Annotated in this window: 8 protein-coding genes; 6 read left to right on the forward strand and 2 right to left on the reverse strand. The window is 47.0% G+C overall.

All coding sequences use genetic code 11. From position 1 onward, the window contains the following. Positions 1–17: 17 nt before the first annotated feature. From HXT33_RS01400 to HXT33_RS01415, 4 genes are all read left to right on the forward strand, one after another. Entirely contained in the window at positions 18–1,199 is a 1,182-nt protein-coding gene (locus HXT33_RS01400) for a class C sortase (RefSeq protein ID WP_421787640.1), read from the forward strand. 170 nt (positions 1,200–1,369) lie between these two features. Beyond that, positions 1,370–10,951, forward strand: coding sequence for a hypothetical protein (locus tag HXT33_RS01405; RefSeq protein WP_421787238.1), 9,582 nt, complete (start codon positions 1,370–1,372; stop codon positions 10,949–10,951). Between the two features lie 190 nt (positions 10,952–11,141). Next, positions 11,142–12,140: a bifunctional hydroxymethylpyrimidine kinase/phosphomethylpyrimidine kinase gene (thiD, locus tag HXT33_RS01410; RefSeq protein ID WP_421787240.1), complete on the forward strand. Its 999-nt coding sequence runs from the start codon at positions 11,142–11,144 to the stop codon at positions 12,138–12,140. Positions 12,141–12,528: 388 nt separating this feature from the next. Then, a complete protein-coding gene (locus tag HXT33_RS01415; protein WP_421787242.1) occupies positions 12,529–13,869 on the forward strand; it encodes a hypothetical protein in 1,341 nt (446 codons plus the stop codon). A 651-nt stretch (positions 13,870–14,520) separates the two neighbouring features. On the opposite strand, the gene HXT33_RS01420 is transcribed toward HXT33_RS01415, so the two are convergent. Together HXT33_RS01420 and mvk are read right to left on the reverse strand one after the other, a co-directional pair. Beyond that, positions 14,521–14,982: a hypothetical protein gene (locus HXT33_RS01420; RefSeq protein WP_421787244.1), complete on the reverse strand. Its 462-nt coding sequence runs from the start codon at positions 14,980–14,982 to the stop codon at positions 14,521–14,523. Positions 14,983–15,462: 480 nt separating this feature from the next. Continuing rightward, the gene (mvk, locus tag HXT33_RS01425) at positions 15,463–16,593 is read right to left on the reverse strand and encodes a mevalonate kinase (RefSeq protein WP_421787246.1); all 1,131 of its coding nucleotides are present in this window, start codon (positions 16,591–16,593) and stop codon (positions 15,463–15,465) included. 315 nt (positions 16,594–16,908) lie between these two features. Here mvk and mvaD point away from each other — a divergent pair, with 315 nt between their 5' ends. Together mvaD and fni are read left to right on the forward strand one after the other, a co-directional pair. Then, positions 16,909–18,051: a diphosphomevalonate decarboxylase gene (gene mvaD / locus HXT33_RS01430; protein WP_421787248.1), complete on the forward strand. Its 1,143-nt coding sequence runs from the start codon at positions 16,909–16,911 to the stop codon at positions 18,049–18,051. Then, on the forward strand, positions 18,048–20,462 hold the full coding sequence (gene fni, locus HXT33_RS01435; protein WP_421787250.1) for a type 2 isopentenyl-diphosphate Delta-isomerase: 2,415 nt from the start codon (positions 18,048–18,050) through the stop codon (positions 20,460–20,462). Before mvaD ends, fni begins: the two co-directional genes overlap by 4 nt. Positions 20,463–20,486: the final 24 nt, after the last annotated feature.

Here is a 20,486-nt window from a genome sequence, read left to right on the forward strand (position 1 = left end):
ATAGACGATACTCAAAAATATCGAAAATAAACTCGCGCAACAACGCAAAAAAGTGGCGCTTTTCGAAGTCCTGTATAATCCCTGCTCTGCTGTTGCTTGCGTCGTTTGCGTCGCTTATTTATCCGCATGCCGCCATGTGGCTGAGTCAGTATCACATGTCGGAGGTTGCGGCTGAGTACGCGAAGCTTATTACGCATGCGGTTCCTGCTCCGCACGAGCAGTTGCGCCGCGCGCGCGAGTACAATCAGAAGCTTTCGTCTGGCGCTATTTACGAAGCGAATACGAATATTCCAACTTCGCATGGAGAAACGTCGGATGCTAGTCAGGACTATTGGGATCAGTTAAAAGCTAATGATGATGGCCTTATGGCTCGTCTTCGTATTAAGAAGATTGACCTTGATTTGCCGGTTTATCACGGCACGGAGGATGCCACTCTTCTGAAGGGTCTTGGCCATTTGCGTGGAACTTCGCTTCCGGTTGGAGGAAAGGGCACGCGCTCGGTTATAACCGGCCACAGGGGTCTTGCTAGTGCGGAAATGTTCACGCGTCTTGACGAAATCGTTAAGGGTGACACTTTTACGATTGAGGTTTTCGACGAGATTCTTACCTATAAGGTAGTTGACAAAATTGTTGTGAACCCGGACGAGACGAAGAAGATTGCGGCTGTGCCTGGCAAGGATTTGGTGACGCTGATTACTTGCACGCCTCTCGGTATTAACACGCAGCGCATTTTGGTGACTGGTGAGCGAGTTGTGCCGACGCCTGCTGCGGATAAGGCGCTTCGTGGTAAGAAGCCTGATGTTCCGCGATTCCCATGGTGGGTTTTGGGCTGCTTTGGAAGCTTGTGCGTGGTGGGCGGCTACATTTGGTGGGCTGGTTTGCCGGTTAAGAAGAAAAAGAAGGAAGACGAAGAAGATAGTGCGAAAGATAGCGAGTCAAGTAGCGCTGCAAGTAGTGCAGTAACTAGCGCGAAAGATAGCGCGAAAGATAGCGCGAAAGATAACGCAAGTAGCGCAGTAACTAGCGCTGCAACTAGCGCTGTACGCAGAGAAAATCTTGCGCGTGAGGAAGCTAGGGCGATTGCGAATCGGCCAAAAAAGAGGCCGAAGGTCAAAAAGTCTAGCTCGCGTAAGAAACGTAAGAGGGGCAGTCATGGCGAAAAGACGTTCGACTGGCTTATAAACATTCTCGGTTTATAAGCGATTGCGTATAGCAACAAAACTGAATACTAAAACTGAATACTAAAACTGAATACTAAAACTTAAAAACTAAAGCTTAACAACAAAACTTAATATCAAAACTTAAAAACAAACTTACGTTGCCGCGAGGCTACGTAAAGCGCGTAAAACAATGTAAAACAGGTGGAATTATGAAGAGTATTTGGACGATTATGCTAAACGTTCTTGTTCGCATAGGTCAGTTGACCCAGTGCGCAACTCGTGCGGCTGTTCGTGCGGCTCAGCATGCGTATAGTGCGGCTAAGCACGCGGATCAGCATGTGTATCGTGCTTTCGTTAGCGTTTTAACGAGTACGCTTAAGACAGTGCTGGTGTGCGCTATTTCTGTGGCTATGTGGCTGCCTGTTTGCTTGACTGCTGAAACTGCGGTTGCGGCGGATGGTGCTAATAATTCCAGCACTTCCGCTAATCCTGCTGACAAGCCTTCCGCAAATACTTCCGTAAATACTTCCGCAAGTCCAGATTCTCATTCTGGTTCTGAGCCGGTTTCTAATTCCGGCGATTCCGCTAATTCCGCCGCCTCTGCATCCTATCAATCGTTCTCCTCGTCTTCATACGCGTCCTCTGACCTTTCCTCATTACAGAGTTTCGGCAATCATCGAGTATTTGTAAACGAAAGCAATCCGTTCGCGCAAGATTTAAGCTTTGCAAGCGCAGATTCAAATTCCGCTTCTCAAAACATGTCACCTCTTGAGCGCGCTGCCAAAGAAGCTCAAGCCCAAGCACAAAACCGCGACGCTAATAATTACACAGCTCGTGAATCTTACGAAGTGTATCGCCCTGGATGCAACAAGGATTACGCTTTAGGTGCATGTATTACTACTGACGGCGACGGAGCTGGTTTGCGCGCCACTAACGGCCACGATTTGGATGTTAATAGTCTTGGATACAACTTGGAATCGGGTGACCAATTTGCTAGTGCAGCAACGAGACCTCGCGGCCACTACGAGAACGGTCCTGTGCCTGAAGATCCTTCCGGCACGGATCATTACGGCGCAACTTACTTCACTCCATACCCTAAGGGCACTTTTATTATGGGCCGTTTACGCAACATGGCCTTTAATTATAAGGGTTCCGGCGTCGACAGAATTAACTTGCCTATAGATGACACTGCAGATTTCGTGTTTGTAAAGCGTACTCCTAAGCTTTCCGGCGGCGGCTTCGTGTGGGATGTTATTTTTAACGCTGGCGGCCGTACTCAAGGCGCTGGTGCTGCTCTTGATTACTTTACGATTCCAAAAGGTCAGATCCTAGACAAGGGTAGTGAAGGCGGAAGGCAGTATATTCAGCGTGTTCTTTACAGTGGCAGGGAAGCTACTGCTTTGTATAAGAAGAAGCAAGGCAACAATAATCCTCCTCGCGAAACTTGCTCATTTTCTTGGGATAATCCTAACGGTTTATGCAGCATTAAAACTGACGGTAACGATTTTGATACTGGAGACGATTTAGTTGCAGCTTGGAATAAGATGCGTGGCACTGACGACAGTAAGAATGGCAATTATTCTAGGATTCTTCCGGATGCTGTAACAACTGAGGATTTGGGTAGTACTGAAGCTATTGGTTGGTGCCGTGATGGCACAGGTTTGGACTGCATTAGATCCAGTAGCTATGGTGCTTTGGATGAAGGCGATCTTAGAGTTGTTCCTAAAGTTGAAGGAAGCTATAGCAGAGGTTATAGTCCTGCTTATGTTGCTCTTGTGCAAAATCTTTATAGATCTATAAAAGATGACACGCAGCGCGTATTTAGTTTTGTGAACAATATTAAGTCTGGCGAAATTGCTTATACGTATAAGATTCACTTCACTACTACAACTTCTACGAATAAAAACGACGCATATTGCACTGCTAACAAGGGCGATGGCACGGGTTGCGAAAACTTTTCATTCTTCTACGCTGCAGGATCTTACTACGGTAAGAGACAGAGCAAAGGTTTTTATGGTGCCACTGATCCGTTTGGTGTTACTAAAGCCAGTAAATATTCCATGACTAATTTTGGTCGTGACGCTAACTTCTACATGTACACTGTAATGCATCAGCAGTGGTATGGTGCGCCGCGAATTATGGATATTCAGGCTCCTAGATACCACTTCCTTAAGGGTACTGGTTTGGGACCGTACAACAGTGACAGCGGTAATTATCTTAGGAACAGGCTTATTTCATTCTCTAGTGTGTTACTTGGAATAGTAAATCAGCCTTTGGGATCTTCAAGTCTTATGAACGAGAGTGAAGATATACGCTTATTGCCTGATTATTATTCTCCAAATAACGGCTATGCTCGAGGCAATCAGTGGTTCCGTAATCCTGGTATGAACGACCATAATACGAAGGATTCAACTCCTGGAAGGCATAAGCTTGAGCTTAGATATAACGATAGAACGTATCATATGAGCGAAACTCAGGATTTGTGGTATAGGGTTATTACGCAAGCAGACGTGTTTAAGCCTTTGCAAACTGAGGAATATGACGAAAATAACAAGACTCCTAAGTATTATTCTTACGATCAGCCGCTTCCTAATCCTCTTATTATTGATGATCGTGATAATAATGCTGGATTTGTGAATTTTGTTGGTAAACGTTCCGACTTGTATAAGCAGGTAATGGCTTTCGACCCTAACTTGTTCCCGCCTGTTAATAAGGATGAGTATGGTACAAGGCATAGGTATGGTTCCATAAAACAGAAGAAGGGTTCAAAGGCAAACGATTATCCGCTTGATGCGAGCTATTTGACTAGTAATCCGGATGGAGATTCTAATACTCCTCTTAAGAATCTTGCTGTTTATAAAGCTGAGTGGACGGATAAGTGGGGTGATGAGCCTCGCTCGAATACTCTTCAGGATGCTGATTTAAGCGTTGCTGCTAAAGTGCCTATTGTCAGCGTTGTAAATCCTTGCGGCCATTCTAAGATTCTTGACGAATACAAGGATAAAATTACCGGTCAGTCTAGGTCTTCTATTCAATTTAGATCCGTAGATAGTGACGATGCTTCCGCTGCAAACAACGATCGTGCAGCTATGGGTGAGGATCGTGAAGACAGCATGCCTGAATGCTGGCCTAAAGCGCAAAATGCTACTAAGCGTAATGTTTGGTTTGTAAGTAACGCTCCTAAGACTGGTGATGACGGTAAGGAGTTGAAGCCGGGCGATCCTGTAAAGCAAGAATTGCAGACGAAAGTCTTGGCTAAAATCAAGCGTATTTACAGAAACTGGATGCGAAACAAGTATAGTGCTCAGTTGCAGGATGGCAAGGATCCTAAAGTTTTGCCAAATTACGTGTTTGTAAAGTACGTAAAGATTACGTTCTGGGATAATTCGACTACTGTTATACCTGTTGTATTCCCGTACGTTGATTACGAGAAGCCAACGTTGGATGTAAAAGTGAGCGTGAATAATGGGGATCCTGTTGATGTTCCAGCTGATGGTTTGAAGATTCCTGTTAATAGCAAAATTAAGTTCTGGGTTAAAGGTCATGACGATAAGAGGATTTTGCTTGGTGTGAAGCCGAAGGAAGCTACTGACTACTTTACTAACGATAAAAATAAGAGATTCTTTGATGGTAAAAAAGTCGTTGTGCGCAATGATTTCGATATGATTACGACTAATCGTGATAAGAAGAATGATTGTGATAATCGTGGTTGCGGCGATTTTACTACTATAAGCTACGATCAGTTCATTCATAAAAATGGTGAATCTGATAGTCCGACGGATCAAGTTGGATGGGTTATTAACAGCAATAATTCTAAAGATGAGGGTTCTCCTACAGTATTAGTGGGCGATCAGAATAGAAATCACGGTGTGCATGATTTAATATTCCACGGTTGGGATGCTGCAGGTAATTCCGTAATAAAGAAACTTAGGCTGATTATTGTATCTCCTGGTTACGGTTTGCCAAACGTTTGGTGGGATAAGAAGCCGAATGGGCATTATGTTGGGCGAGTGAATCCTTGGGATGAAGATAAGCGCGTGCGTTCGATTATGGTACGCATTTGGGCGCGCGGTAAGGAAGCTCCTAAGAAGGATCATAACTACTTTACGATGTGCCCGAATGATGGCAGCTGCTACGGCATTGTTGTTCAGCGAGACGGTAATAAGAAGACTGATCTTTGGCATCAGGTTAATACGTATAACCACAATAATGATGCTGCAAGACCGGATGGGTCTAGGGCTGCTGAGGATAGGTCTGCTGAAGATAGGTCTGCTTTAGAGGACAGAGACGCGGCTGGCGATAAGGCAGCTGATGGCAAGTCGGCTGATGGCAAGGATAAAGATAAATCTAAAGCTGACGATAAGAATAAAGCTGGCGATAAGGCGAAAGTTGACAACAAGGCTAAAGCTGATAACGAAAAGACTGAAAATGCTAAACCTGGGGAGAACTCTACCCAAAATCAGCAGGGTAAGCAGGAACAAGGTCAGCAGCAGAAGTCGCAGAAGTCAGAAAATAAGCAGCAGGAGCAGCAGACTAATAAGTCTCAAACTAGCAACAAGCCTGCTTCTTTGAAGATTACTAAAGTGACTAAGAAGAACGCTAAGAAGCGCAATGTTCCGGGAAGGCGCGGTAGCGTAAAGCTTGCAGTTCTAAACGAAAGCGATTCTTCTAAGAAAGAAAATACACAAAAATCTGAAGTAAATAACGGTAGCAAGCAGAGCGATGCTGCTAAAACGTCCGAAAATGGTAGCGCAAGCAAGGATGACAAAGGCAGTAAAGATAGCAAGTCTTCCGATAAAAATGACTCCAAGAACGCTGAAGATTCTAAAGATGCTAAGTCGGAAGAATCTAAGGGTCAGGATCGAGATGCTGAAGGCGAAGATCGTTCTGTTGGAATGAATAACGATCAATGGCGTGAAGAATTTAGTAAGCGCATTATTACAGCAAATCTTGGAGACCATATCAAGGGTTGCACAGCTAACGGCGGCGACAGGTGCGAAATAACTTTTGATCCTGTAACTGGAAATATTACGATTCCGGAATACTTTGCGGAAATTGGTTCCAGAATTTACGTAGACACTTACTCTGTGCCGGAAAATAATCCAGATTGGCGTCAAGATAAACTTTGGAAGCTTATGGAGCCAGGCAATCTTCAGGATTACGAAGAGTCCGACCCGCTTCCGCTCGATATTGCGTGGCCAAACGGCTTAGTGCAAGTGAACCCGTTTGAGCTTAATAATAACGAAATCGTGGCAATGCTTTCTTGGATGAGGCATGATAAGCGGAACGAGCGAATCTTCGGCTACCGCAAGGAAGAAATTGGCGTTAAAGGTGAAAATAAGTACGATACTTATGACCAATACGATAACGGTTTTAATCCTGCAAAAACTACAGCAAAGTATGCTTATGGTGAGAATAAGCCTCAATACTCATGCCAGTCGAAGACGGATCAGAAGTGGAAGCTGTGCTTAGGTGGTGTTACTGGTATTGGCAAGCTAGGAGAAATTTCCGAAAAGAAGTATGCCGAAAAGAAGCTTTCTTTCAAAAAGTTGGAAGCTGATGACGAGACTACGCTTAACCCGATTGACCATAAGGTGACGCGCTTCGTTGATATGCGTAAGGACTATACGTGGGGATTAGTAGACAACAACAAGAAAAGTGTTGACGGGCGAAACGATCCTGGATTTGACGGGCCGCAAAACGGATTGCATGGAAATCAGAAGTTTGGCACGCAATACTTTGTGTACAAGTGGAACATAAACTCATACCGCAAGAGCGGCAATGGTAAGCCGTTAAACCTTCAGGATGTGCTAAAGCTTGTAAAAGGTACGCCTAGTATCAATACGAAAGATGAAAATAATCCGCAGCCTTCTCTAACTCCTATGAGCGCGGCGGATAATAGGCAATTTGACGCATGGAATGGTTCGTACCCTATGGCAGTCGATAATGGATTAGGTTACGCTGTGCATGACAATACATGTGCTGCATCTATTGCTTCTCATAACGGTGTTGCGCAAGAAGGTACGTGCCAGTGGCGAAATAAGCTTAATTTAGTTAAGTATACGCCTAAAGAATTTATTATGGATCGTTCTTCATTCTCTTACAATGCTTCTGTAAATATGAAGAACGGAAGTGAAGTACATATTACAGATAGGCTTATTGAAAATAAGGGTAGTCAGCATGCTGGTGAAGATAAGTATGTTAGTGAATATGCTATTCACAAGGACTTCCTTATGCCTGGCGGTGAAGATCTGAACGGTCAAGCGGATGGCGAAAATATTGGCGACATTATAACTAAGAATATTGATGTTGACACTATGAACGACTACGACGCGTACGGTGAAGGTACTTCGAAGCCTGAGGGATACGCAAATAACAGGCCGTTTATGCATGCGCAACTTTATGTGAATAATGGTCAGGTTACGAACGATCTTCTGCTTCGTGAGCCTGGTAAGACGCCAGATAACACAACGAACGTGATAAACGTATGGTTTATGCCGGTTGATAATGAGAAGCCGACGATTAGTGCGAAGAGTTATCAGGAGTGGGACGGTAAGCCGTGGGATATTCACGGAAGATGCATGATTAACGGCGATGTGAATAACTGCAATACAATTGATGATGATGTTATTACTCTTGATAAGAAAATTTATGAAAATAATACGAAAGCTTGGTATGAAGCTGATAAGGCTACGATTAATTTGCCTTCAGCGTTAAAGCTAGACGATGATTTCAATGAGTACGAACCAGGCAAAGGTGATCGCAAGTGGGTGCAAGTCCGTGGTTTTAATAGGAAATACGTTACTTTATACCCGAATAGTATAAACAGTAAAGTGCTGGTTAATAATCTGAATGTGTATATTCAAGCGAATAATATTCAGGATTCTAGTGGTAAAACTTCTAGTCCAATGCTGAAGTTTGTTAGTAACGGCGTTACGAATAAACATTTGCTTAGAAGGTTTGTTGAAAAATACAGAAGCACAGATTTAGACAATCCAAGTGTAAATAAGCAAACTGTATTTACAATGTATGCTGAAACTACAGATAGTGCTGGAAAGCAAAGTGCAAAAACTGTTGTTGGATGCTTTAAGGCTACGTGGACAGACATGGTGAAACCATCTGTTGTTGCGTACGATGGTAAAAGTGATGAATTTGCAAAGTATGATAGCTGGCTCAGCAAAGATGGTTCTTCACAAAATCGCGATTATAAAGTTGTAGTTAAATCAGGCTATGGAGCTAAAAGAATGGTAGTTTACTATCACCCTGCTTCAGAGCTTGAAAAGCCTGTTGCTGTTAATGGTCTTTTTGGATCTGCTACAAGTTCAAATGAGCCTGACGTAGAAACCAGCATTGGTAAAACAATTTCCGTGTGCTGGGATAAATCGTGGAGTGTATGCGCTGGTACTTCCAAGCCGAATGAAGTAACGCTTAATCAAGATGATAAGGGTAATGCTGTTATAACATTCCCTAGTGGTTACCTAGCTCCAGGAAGCGTGGTTCGAGCACGCAGCCGTCTTGAAGTTGGCCCATGGACGTATATGCCTGGTGTTAGAAGCCCTGAAGATCTTTCCGATGATTCGCCTAATAGGGACGGAAATAAGACTGCAAGAAGCGGCGGAAGTAATCGAAGCGGCGGAAATAGCAGAAACAGCGGAAATACGCGTGCTGCAAAAGGTAAAAATGCAAAAGGTCGCGCTGCAAAAGATAAAAACTCCTACAAAGACGACGCTAGTTCAGAAGATACTCTTGACGTGCTGCCAATGGCTTACGCAAAAGAAAAGCCTAGCGAAGTATGCCGTCCGGATTACTGGAGCGCAGACAACTGGTCTGGTTTGAAGAAGCCGTCCGACTGCGTGTACTTCGGTGTTACTATGAAGCGTCAAATAGTGCAAATACACCCGATGCTTCTAAGTGGTCACGAGGAGCGCGCAATACGAATGGATTTGCGCAGCGAAAACAACTTTGCGGGCGAACCAAAGAAGGGAATTTGGCTTCAAAACGATAGCGAAATCGTTACGAATGAGGATCCAAGGCTAGATCCTGGTAGAACTATGGTGACTTTTAGGAAGTATGACTATAATGCTATGGACGATGACCATAAGCCTTTGAATCTTCCTGGCTATGGTGATCGTCAAGTAGGAAAGATACAAGACGTTGCTGTTATGACTCGAGGCTGGAGAAGCCGCGTACTTGTGCCAAATCCGAGAGAAAATAAGATTACGCGATTTGTGCGATTGCGTGCACCTCAAAACGTAGATAGTGAGCATGGTGGTGATAGTAACGGTGCTGCAGACTACTTATCTGATGCGCCTACTAGCTTCGACGAAACTAAGGGCGATAAGGCTCTGCGCGTAGATGGTCGTCCGTATGATCCAGGATTTGTTCTTTCGCAAGATAAGAAGTCTCTTCTGTATCTGTACAATGCTTCAACTAAGCGCAACTTTACGCTTAATGATTTGCAATCTGCGTTGAAGCTTAAGCGTAACAGTACTTTGCACCCAGAAAACGAGTGTGGAAACTATGTTGATGGAAGTGATTGGGCGTTTGCTGATTGCCAGCCATCCTTGCTTCCAGAAGTAAGAGGTAGCGATAAGGTTGATGGCGAGCACAATCGAAACGGCTTCAGCTTTGATGGGAGTACGCACTTCTATACGTATAATCCATCTGAAGACCATAGGTCTGGTGCTAACGGCGCTGATAACGACAATGGTGGTGCTGCTAAAGAAACTTGGTATGTAAACGTCATAGATATGATTTCAAAGGGCGGTACCGGCGGTGGATATTCTATTCCTAATAGCTCTGGCGTAACGTCTGAGAGTAGTAATACTGGTCTTTCGCTTACCAACTTCGCTAGGATTGGCGCATGGGGTAGGTCTGGCGCAATCGACAGTAGCTTAATCGGCCATAAGATTCTTAAGAATCCAGATAATGGCTTATCGGTTATTATGACATATGGCGATAGCTGGGTTGGTGATACTCATAAAACGCGAGGTAAAGACGGCGGCTGGAATAACGATGCCAATTACGAATTTGTAATGCCTGTGTATCTGATTCCTGTAGATAACGAGAAGCCAACTGTTGCAGCAACTGGAGGATCGCTTCTAAGTGGTCACACGAGTGCTAATAATCCTTATGTTGTAACAATGGAAGAGAAGGACTACGCTAATCTCACGGTTAAGGGTAATCCTGTGGAATACAAGGACGGAAAAGTTTCGAAGTCGGAAAGCAAGGAGAGTGGAAAGACTCTGTTTGCGGATGTCCACGACGATTACGACAGATTTGGCGATCTCAGCAACCTTAATTTGGTTGCATGCAAAGTCAAGAAGCTTGGCGGCGCAACTGATTTTAATAGCTGCACGTCAATAATGGGCAATGATGGCTCTGTAGATGCTGAGGCGTTCAAGAAGCTAAAAACTGACGGCAGTGGAGTTGAATACGCTTTGTATGGACATGCAAAAGATAAGTCCAGCAATGAGAGCGACGGCTTTGGTGAAAATGGTAGCAGAGGCCACTTAGTCGGATACTTTAGCTTCGGATACTTAGTGCGTCCGGTTGCTCTGCCTTACAGCGGCGGTCAGGCTGCAATATGGTTCAGCTTCTTGTTCGGCGTGCTGTTGGCGCTGTTCTTGGCATCCGGCGCGTTCGGAAGGCGCGGATGGTTGGCATCGGTGCTTAGCGGCAACGGATTCGGCGCGTTAACCGACAGCAAGCATTGCGACGCTTCTGCGGAAGCGCTTCGAAGCGGAAAGCTGTTCAAGTTAAACTTCAAGTTCAAGTGGCTTCGGCTGTGATGAATAGGTGTGCGCGACGACCTGCTTGAGCGCAGCACAGCGCGCGCGAAAGCAACTCGGAGCGGAAACTCGCTTAGGTTGGAAGTCCAGTGGACTTCCAACGCGAGTTTCGTAAGCGAGCGCTTATAGCGCGAGCGTTGCAGTGGGTGTAAGTACACATTTGCGCGCGGCTGCGCAATATAATAAAATTATGACGCTAGTATCAAGCAAACAGCATGCGCAATCGTCCGCGCAGTCAATCGCGCAATCGTCCGCGCAGCCTGCCCAGCATGCGCAATCTCATACGCAGCAATCAAATCCAATCATCCCGCGCGTTTTAAGCGTGGCCGGCACAGACCCAACAGGCGGAGCCGGAATACAGGCGGATCTTAAATCAATCATGGCTGCGGGCGGCTACGGCATGTGCATACCAACTAATTTGGTTGCACAAAACACGTGCGAAGTGCGCGAAGTGTTTACGCCGCCGGTCAGCTTTTTCCGCACTCAACTTTCGTGCGTGTACGACGACGTTACGGTTGACGCGCTAAAAATCGGTATGCTTGGCTGCGCTGAATATATTGAGGCTATGAGCGATTGGATGCGTGATAATCCGGTTCCTGTAAGCGTGCTAGATCCTGTGATGATATCGACTTCCGGTAAGCGTTTGCTTGAGGCGAGTGCCGAAAATGCGATGCGCAAGTTTATAAGCTGCGTTGATGTTGTGACGCCAAACGTGCCGGAATTGGCGGCTTTGTGTAAGTTGCCAGTTGCGGAAAATTTTGAGGAAGCTTGCGATCAGGCGCGTAAGTTGGCTGCAAAAAATAGCGTTGTTGTGATTGTAAAAGGTGGTCACTTAACTGGCGAAGACGTTGGGAATACTGCGGTTTTTCCGGATGGATACGCGCAACACGTACCAAGCGAGCGCGTTGAAACAAGCACAACTCACGGAACTGGCTGCTCGCTTTCTTCCGCACTTGCTACGAAAATTGGGCTTGCTTTGCGTGAGGGAAAGAATTTGAGCGATCACGATACTGTGATGCGCGCGCTTGAATGGTCAACTGCGTGGCTTCGAGAGGCGATTGCGGCTGGAAGTGTGTTGCATGTTGGTCGCGGAAGTGAGGGCGGCGGCGAGCGCGGGGGTGTGCGTGGGCATGGGTGCGGCCACGGGCCGGTAAACCACTCCGTGCGAATCTTGCAGCAAACTGCGTGAATGTGGGCTGCGTGAATGCGGGCTGTGTGAATGCGGGCTGTGCCTGTGAAAGCGCGCGATTCTTTCGCAATAATGCAAACCTTAAAGAAACCTGAGAAAAGTATTAAAAAGTTCTGGTTACGGCGTGTCTTGTAACTTTTACACAAAATCCATATTAAAACCGTAAATATTTCGCCTTTTTAACACAAAAACAGAAAATATATCAAAAATTCGCTGCATTTGGGGGTATAAAAGTTGAACACAGGTGTTGAGTTTTCTGAGAGTATGCTGTAAGTTATAACTCAGCTACCGGTGAAATCCCTAGTTCCACCGGTGCGCGCGGGAAACCGCAAATGGCAAATTTTTCTTCGTGTACCTAGCACGAAGGAGAAGAAGAAAGGAAAATATTATGTTGAATAAGAAGGCTATCGCCGCATTCGCTGCTGGCGCCACACTTCTTTCCGGTATGGCATTCGCCGCTCCAGCTTTCGCTGATGAGCCTGCTAAGAAGCCAACTGCTGAACAGTGCAAGAAAGCTCAGGACGATGTTAATGATGCCAAGGCTGCTTTGCAGGATGCAAAGGATGATCTTGTTACCGCTAATGCTGCTAAGCGTCGTGCTCATGCTAAGCTTGACAAGGCTACAGCTCTTGTGAATGCTTATAAGACTGCTCTTAAGGCTTATAATGATGCTAAAGCCGCTGAAAATGGTAAGGCTGATGCAGAATTAGCTGATGCTCAGGCCAAGACGGCACATGCAAAGGTTGATTTCGATAAGGCTGCTAAGGCTGCAGAAGCTAATGATGATTTGAAGCTTGGTGCTACTAAGGAAGTTACTGCTGCAACTGCTGATGATTACAAGGATAAGCTCACTGCTCTTGATACCAAGAATGCTGATGAAGAAGCTCAGAAGAAAGAGGATGCAGTATCTGCAGCCCAGGATAAGCTCGATCTTGCTAAGATTCATTTGACGAATCTTGGTTGCGAGGCTAAGTCAGAGGATCCAAAGGATCCAAAGGATCCAAAGGATCCAAAGGATCCAAAGGAGCCAAAGGGCAAGGATGTTCAGCACACTCTCATCGACAAGGTTCGTTTTGCTAAGATGATGCTTGACGACGCTGATGATGCTTTGGCTCACGCAAAGGCAACTCTTAAGGATAAGACCGCTGCTCTTGCTGCTGCTACTGCAGAGCTTAAGGCTCGTGTCAACGATCTTGACAACGCTAAGTTGCGTCTTAACGAATTCTTGGCTTCTGGTGTAAACGATTCTGCTACCGAGACTCGTTTGCGTGACGCTGTGGCTCGCGCCGAAGCTCACGTAACTCGTGCAACCGCTGCTTTTGCTAAGGCTAATGCTGAGTATAATGATGCTTTGACCAAGGCTCTTGCTGCAGTTGACGCTTACAACAAGGCTTTGCTTGACTACAAGGCTGTTTACAACGAGGCTGTTGCCAACGGTGTAAACCCAGCTTTGCTTCCACCAGTTGTAACTTCTGACCCATTGTCCAAGAACTTCCCACAGGTTCCAGGTGCTAAGGCTCTCTACGACTCCGCTTTGAGCGGCAAGTTCGGCCAGGAAGTCAAGAAGATTCTTGAGGAAGCTTCTTCTAAGAAGAACGATGCTAAGAAGGCTGATGCTAAGAAGTCTGCTGCTCCATTGGCTAAGACCGGTGCTGCTGTAGCTTTGGCTGCTGTTGCTGCTTCCGTGCTTGCTGGTATGGGTGCTGCTCTTCGCAAGATCCGCCACTAAGCTGAGGCTGGTTCTGCACTGAATTAGTTGATTCGGCGTTGAACTAACTTAAGTAAACTTGCTGGAGGATAACTTCCTTCGGCAAGTATGCTAAGCTTTCGGGGACTGATTCGTCAGTCCCCGTTTTTTTTTTCTTTGCTCCAAACGTGGGGAATTTGTCTCGCATTTGGAGGGTTGTGGCTGGTTTGGCGCTCCAAACGCGCGCAACTTTTCTCGCGTTGGCGCGACGACTGCTTGAGCGCTGCACAGTGCGGCGCTCCAAACGTGGGGAATTTGTCTCGCGTTTGGAGTGTTCGAGCTACTTTATCGCTCCAAACGTGGGGAATTTATCTCGCGTTTGGAGTGTTTGAGCTACTTTAGCGCTCCAAACGCGCGCAACTTTTCCGGCGTTTGTGGTCGTTTTTGCATTGGCTGACCACATTTGCCGTGTTTTTTATTGTATAACCTATATAAATAATGCCGGGAGAAGTACTCTCTGCATTCTTTGTATACAAGTATTGTATGTATTCTCAATTTATGAGTTCTAAGCAAAAATAAAAACGTGCGGCGCAAAACCAACGATTTCACACCACACGTCAAAGTATGTTATTAAACGGCGCAAATTAGAACAACTTACACCTTTTAACTTTTCAATTATTCATTAGTTACGCATTAATGGCGGAACTTGCGAAGGGCAACACCCAAGCCTGCAATAGCAGAAGCAGCAACAGCAACCAAAGCTACTGCAGCACCGGTCTTAGGAAGCCTCTTGGTCTTAGTGTACTTAGGAGCTGGAGTGGCTGGAGTATCGAACTTGCCAGACAAAGCTTCGTCGTAAAGTGGGGTAGTTCCTGGCTCGTAAACTACAGTGCCCAAATGATTCGTGTATGTGCGAGTCTTTGGATTTGCAACTAAAGCAGCTGGAGCATCAGGCTGCTGAGCTGGAGCAGGAGCAGGAGCTGGAGCTGGAGCTGGAGCTGCAAAAGCTTCAGAACTTGTAGCAGAATCGTAGCTCAATGGATCAGCAGTATTCAATGGCGAAGTAGCATCAGCCATTGCTGGGGTTGCAAAAGCAAAACCAGAAATTAAAGTGACGCCAGCAGCGAATGCGGCAATGGTCTTTTTAGTCAACATTTGTAGACCTTCAATCTCTTTTATCTGATTCCCACGCAAAAGTTAGGGCTAACGCGTAGAAGACAGATACCAATATTTAGAACCTAAAACTGGAATAGGACGGTCAAAAATTTAACCGAAGTAAACCTATTTCAGGCTACAAAAACTTAGCCTACACCAATTCTTTGCAAATCAAAAGTTTTTCTAGAAAAAATCACTAAATAAAAGATGTTTTGTGGCAATAAGACACTACCGACAGTGTGGGTAGGACTTGACTCTAAGAATGGCATAAACTACTCGCGCGCGCTTGCGCGACGACCTGCTTGAGCGCAGCACAGCGCGGCTCTCCAAACGTGAGAGTTTCGTCTCGCGTTTGGAGAGTTTGAGCTACTTTAGCGCTCCAAACGCGCGCAACTTTTCTCGCATTTGGAGTGTTTGAGCTACTTTAGCGCTCCAAACGCGCGCAACTTTTCCGGCGTTTGTGGTCGGTTTTGCCTCGGCTTATGCCTGCGCGCCCAAGTCCACAATCCACGTGCCGCACGCGCCAGCCGCACGCAAAGCCGCGCCTACCTGCTCGGCCGCAGCCTCAGTATCCGCTAGCGCAATCACGCATCCGCCGCCGCCTCCGCCAGTAAGCTTGGCGCCCAACGCACCGTGATCTAGCGCAGCTCGCACCAACTTATCAAGCTGAGGCGTGCTTACGCCCAAATCCGCCAAAATCCGGTGCGCTCGCGTCATCCTCGCACCCATATCTGCAGCGCGCCCCAACGCCAAATCGTACGCCGCCTGATTCGCAATCGCCCCCAACTCATCCAGCTTATTTTTAACCGCATCCGGCTGCTCATCCATTCGCGCGCGCAAAGCATCAACCGTTACTCGCGTCATACCTTTGCACCCAGAATCCGCCAAAATAAGCCACGCTCGCATGTTGATTTCCATGCGCGAAAACTCACCACTGCTAAAACGCACAGGCCACGAAGCCGAAGTTGCAGTTGCGTCCAGACCAGACGGGCGTCCGTGGGCCACGCGCTCAGCAGATTGCGTCAGCGCAAAAATCTCATTTTCACTTGCGCGAATTTTATAGTAGTCAAGAATTGCGCGGATTACAGCTCCAGCCGAAGCGGCAGACGAGCCAAGGCCGCGCTCAGGCGGAAAATTAGACTCTGTTGCAACATGCAGCGAATCGCCGACGCGCCCCGCAAACTCGAGTGCCGCGTGAATTGCGGTGCTAACGCTGCTAAAACGCGGAGGAACTTCGGAAAGTTTGCCGTTAAAGTCGAGGCAGGAAAGCGTGATGCGCGAATCGGAATTTAGGGGGATTGTAGAGTCGGCAGACTCAGGAATTTCTGCGCAAGTTTCGCTAGTTTCGCAAGTTTCGCAAGTTTCGCAGACAGCATTTTCCTCACCAGCTAAATCGCGCCCAGTCACCGTAGCTCGCATGCGCAAGTTTTTAAGCGGCAGAGCAATCGCAGAATACCCATAAACCACAGAATGCTCGCCGAAAAGAATCACCTTTGCGCAAGTTTCGCCGTAACCCGAGCGCGCACAATTTCCAGACGCGTCAGCATAACTTGACGTCGTCTTAGCGTTGATATTAAGCGCTTTTGACGGTTCGCGTTGCGTTTGCTGCACGGCTTTAAGTCTCCTTTGTATTCTTGCGATTTAATTTGTAATTTTTACGATTTAACAATTGTTCTAATTTAGTCGCGTCGAAGGCAAAAAACTACGGTACGCGCTTTACGCTTACAACACATTCACATTTGCGGAAGATTTTCAGATTTTGCGCGCGTTTTCGTGTGCTTGCGAGTGTTTGCGCGCGTGTATTCGTTTGAGCGCGCTTTTTCGCGCGTGTGAGCTTTTGCGCCGGCAATTGCTAAAATAGATACTTAGTTGTGTCGCTTACCAGCCTCGTCGGCAGCGCCCACCAATTCGCAGCAAAGGAATCGCATGCAAAACGTTGAAATTCAGCCAAAAGTAACGTTTGACTCAAGTCTTGCTCCTAACTTTGCTGTAGCCAAAGCGAATGTGAATATTGCGCTGATTAAGTACTGGGGCAAGCGTGATGAACGGCTGATTTTGCCTTATACTTCCTCGCTTTCGCTCACTCTTTCGGATTTGTACGCAACTACTAGCGTGCATTTTGACGAAAGTCTTACTTCTGATTGCGTCACTTTGGACGAAGTTGAGCTGCCGACGGATGATTCCACGCGTCTTCGCGTAGTTGCTATGCTCGATTTGGTGCGCGAAAAGGCCGGAATTTCAACGAAAGCGAAAGTTGTTTCGCATAATCACGTGCCAATTGCGGCAGGTCTTGCTTCTAGCGCGTCCGGATCTGCTGCTCTTGCAGCTGCCGCATCTTATGCCGCCGGATTGAATTTGACTCCGCGCGAACTTTCTAGACTTGCTCGCCGAGGTTCTGGTTCGGCGTGTCGCTCGATTTTTGGCGGATTCGTGCTTTGGAATAAGGGCGAGGATGACGAAACGTCTTATGCAGAGCCGATTGCGGATTTGCTCGCTGAGACTGCTGATAAGCCGCTTTCCGCTTCTCTTTCCGCTTCTCTTTCCGCTTCTCTTTCTTCTTCTCTTTTCGCCCCAAAAAATTTGAATCCCGCAATGATTGTCGTCACGCTAGACCGCAGTAAAAAGCCGATTTCGAGCCGAACTGCCATGCGACGAACTGTTGAAACTTCGCCCGCGTACATGCCTTGGGTTGAGCAGTCGAAGAAGGATCTTGCGCGCGCTCTTGATGCGATTCGCGTTGGCAGCATTGAGCAGCTGGGCGAGGTTATGGAGCAAAATTCGTTGGGAATGCACGAAACTATGCGCAAAGCCAATCCGCCTGTAAATTATTTGACGGATAAAACTTACGCTGTGCTAGATGCTGTGCGCTCTATGCGTGAGTGCGGTTGGCCGGTTTGGGCAACGATGGATGCGGGGCCGAATGTGAAGGTGCTGACGGATGCGGGTTGCGCGACGCGTGCGGCTGAGGAGTTGCGCGGGCGAGTGGAGGAATCTGCCAAATTTACGATTGCTTTGCCAGGCGACGGCGTAAGCGTAAGTGCGAGTTTGAAACAGGCGGCGAAATTATGACTCAGGTGCAGGCGAGTGCTCCCGGAAAGCTTTATATTGCGGGCGAGTATGCGGTTGTTGATGGTTCGGCGGCGATTGTGGCGGCGGTGAATCGTTATGTAACCGTTATGGTTGATGATGAAAATTTGCCTACATTATCGCCGGAAAGTCGAAAATATTACGGCGTAATCGTATCTGAAAAAGAAAATTATAAGCCTATTTTTTGGACGCGCGCTTCTAACGGAAGTATCGAAATACTAGGCGACGAAAAGTATGCGTATGTGCTCGCCGCAATGCGTGTAATTGACTCTTATGCAAGCGAGTGCTTCGCGCCAAATATGGACCGCAAAAGCTACAATTTGCACATTTCCAGCGAACTCGACGACGCAAAATCCGGACGAAAATACGGTCTTGGATCTTCTGCTGCAATAACTGTTGCAACCGTGCGCGCGCTGTGCAAATGGTACGGATTGAAGCCGGATGTTCCAACGATTTGCAAACTTTCGCTGATTGCCTCTTCGATGGTAAAGAAGTCCGGCAGCGGCGGCGATGTGGCCGCGAGCTCCTGCAGCGGCTGGATTTTGTACCGCGCGTACGATCGAGAGTGGCTTGAGTCGGAGCTTGGTTTGATAAAATCCGGCGAATCTGATTTTAGTAAATTATTGCGTAAAAAGTGGCCGCGACTGGAATTTAAACGAATAAATGTGTCGAAAACGCTAAAACTTTTGGTAGGCTGGACCGGTTCGCCAGCTTCTAGCGCGCAGCTGGTAAGTAGCGTAGAAAGTAGCGTAGAAAGTAACGCTGAAGGCGGCGTAGAAGGCGGCGTAGAAAGTAGCGTAGAAAGCAGTGTTTCTTCCGAAATTGCGCACTCATTTACATACCAAGATTTTTGCGATCAAAGCGAAGTTTGTGTGCAGAAATTGGCGCAATCGCTAGAAAACTTCTCGCTGGAAAAATCTTCGCTAGAAAAATCTTCTCTAAAAGAATCAGAATTAAATAATATTTCCGCTTGTTTTGCACAAAATCGCGAATTATTACAAAAATTAAGCGCGCTTACCGGAACGATAATCGAAACTCCAAAGCTTACGCGTCTTATTGAAGACGCCATTTTTGCCGGGATTCCAGCGAAAACTAGCGGCGCTGGTGGGGGAGATTGCGCAATTGCGCTTACAACAATTTACGAAAAGAATCGGATTGAAAGTATGAAGTCAGCTTGGGAAAATCACGGAATTATGCCTTTAAATATTGAAGTTGCGCAAATTATTGATGACGGCGAAAATTCGGAAGCTTGCGTCGCTAAAGCGTCGGAAAATCAGCCTTCTAAATCAATTCAGAATCGCAAGGACGCGCATCTTGCCCTTGCGGACGCTCAGTATAATCCTCGCGCAAATTCCGGTTTTGACTCCGTGCGTTTTATGCCGAATGCTTTGCCGCAGTTGGCATTGGACGAGGTTGACTCTAGCGTGCGCGTGTTTGCGAAAGAGGCAAGTGGAGCCGACGGCACATCCGCCACTGCTGACGGCACATCCGCCAGCACATCCATCCTCACCCCAGACTTCCTTTGGCGCTCGCCGCTGTATATTAACGCAATGACCGGCGGAAGCTTCAACGCGCAAAAAATAAACGCACAACTCGCGCGCGTTGCGGCAAAAACAGGCGTGGCAATTGCAAGCGGATCTTTAAGCGCAGCCCTTCAAAATAACGCGCTATCCGCCACTTTTAGCGTGATTCGAAGCGAAAATCCGCGCGGTTTTGTAATGGCGAACGTAAGCGCTGGCACGAGTGCAAGCGATGCTATGCGAGCCGTTGAAATGCTGCAAGCAAACGCGCTGCAGGTGCATTTGAACGCGGCTCAGGAGCTTGTGATGACGGAAGGCGACCGCGATTTTCGAAATTGGCTTAAAAATATTGAGCAGATTGTGCGCTCGTGCGAGGCTCAGCATGTGCCGGTTGTTGTGAAGGAAACTGGCTGCGGTATGACGGCTCGAGATGTTTTGCGTTTGCGCAATATTGGTGTGCGCGCGGTTGATGTTTCTGGGCGCGGCGGCACGAATTTTGTGGCGATTGAGAATGCTCGTCGCTCGCACGGCGGATACGATTATTTGGCTGATTGGGGTCTTACAACCGTTGAGTCGCTTATTGATATTCAAAAGTGCGATGCGCTTAAAGCTAATCCTGTGGAAATTTTTGCTAGCGGCGGAGTTAGAACACCGCTTGATGTTGTGCGCGCTCTTGCGTTAGGGGCTTCTGCTGTGGGGGTTGCCGGCGAGTTTTTGCACACGCTTATGCACGAGGGCGAGGACGCACTTACGCAACAAATTTCAGATTGGCAGGAGCAGATTCGCGTTATTATGGCTCTTCTTGGGTGCAAGAGTGTTGCGGACTTGCGAGATAAGACGGAGTTTGTGCATTCGGATTGTCTTGGTAAGTGATATACTTGTGTAGTTGTGCGTTCG

This window comes from Gardnerella sp. DNF00753 (assembly GCF_049244275.1).
GTDB lineage: Bacteria > Actinomycetota > Actinomycetes > Actinomycetales > Bifidobacteriaceae > Bifidobacterium > Bifidobacterium greenwoodii.

Bases quoted from the DNA above. Each gene is read 5' to 3' on its own strand.
- HXT33_RS01405 (WP_421787238.1), top strand. From the start codon at position 1,370: ATGAAGAGTATTTGGACGATTATGCTAAACGTTCTTGTTCGCATAGGT.
- thiD (WP_421787240.1), top strand. From the start codon at position 11,142: ATGACGCTAGTATCAAGCAAACAGCATGCGCAATCGTCCGCGCAGTCA.
- HXT33_RS01415 (WP_421787242.1), top strand. From the start codon at position 12,529: ATGTTGAATAAGAAGGCTATCGCCGCATTCGCTGCTGGCGCCACACTT.
- HXT33_RS01420 (WP_421787244.1), bottom strand. From the start codon at position 14,982: ATGTTGACTAAAAAGACCATTGCCGCATTCGCTGCTGGCGTCACTTTA.
- mvaD (WP_421787248.1), top strand. From the start codon at position 16,909: ATGCAAAACGTTGAAATTCAGCCAAAAGTAACGTTTGACTCAAGTCTT.
- fni (WP_421787250.1), top strand. From the start codon at position 18,048: ATGACTCAGGTGCAGGCGAGTGCTCCCGGAAAGCTTTATATTGCGGGC.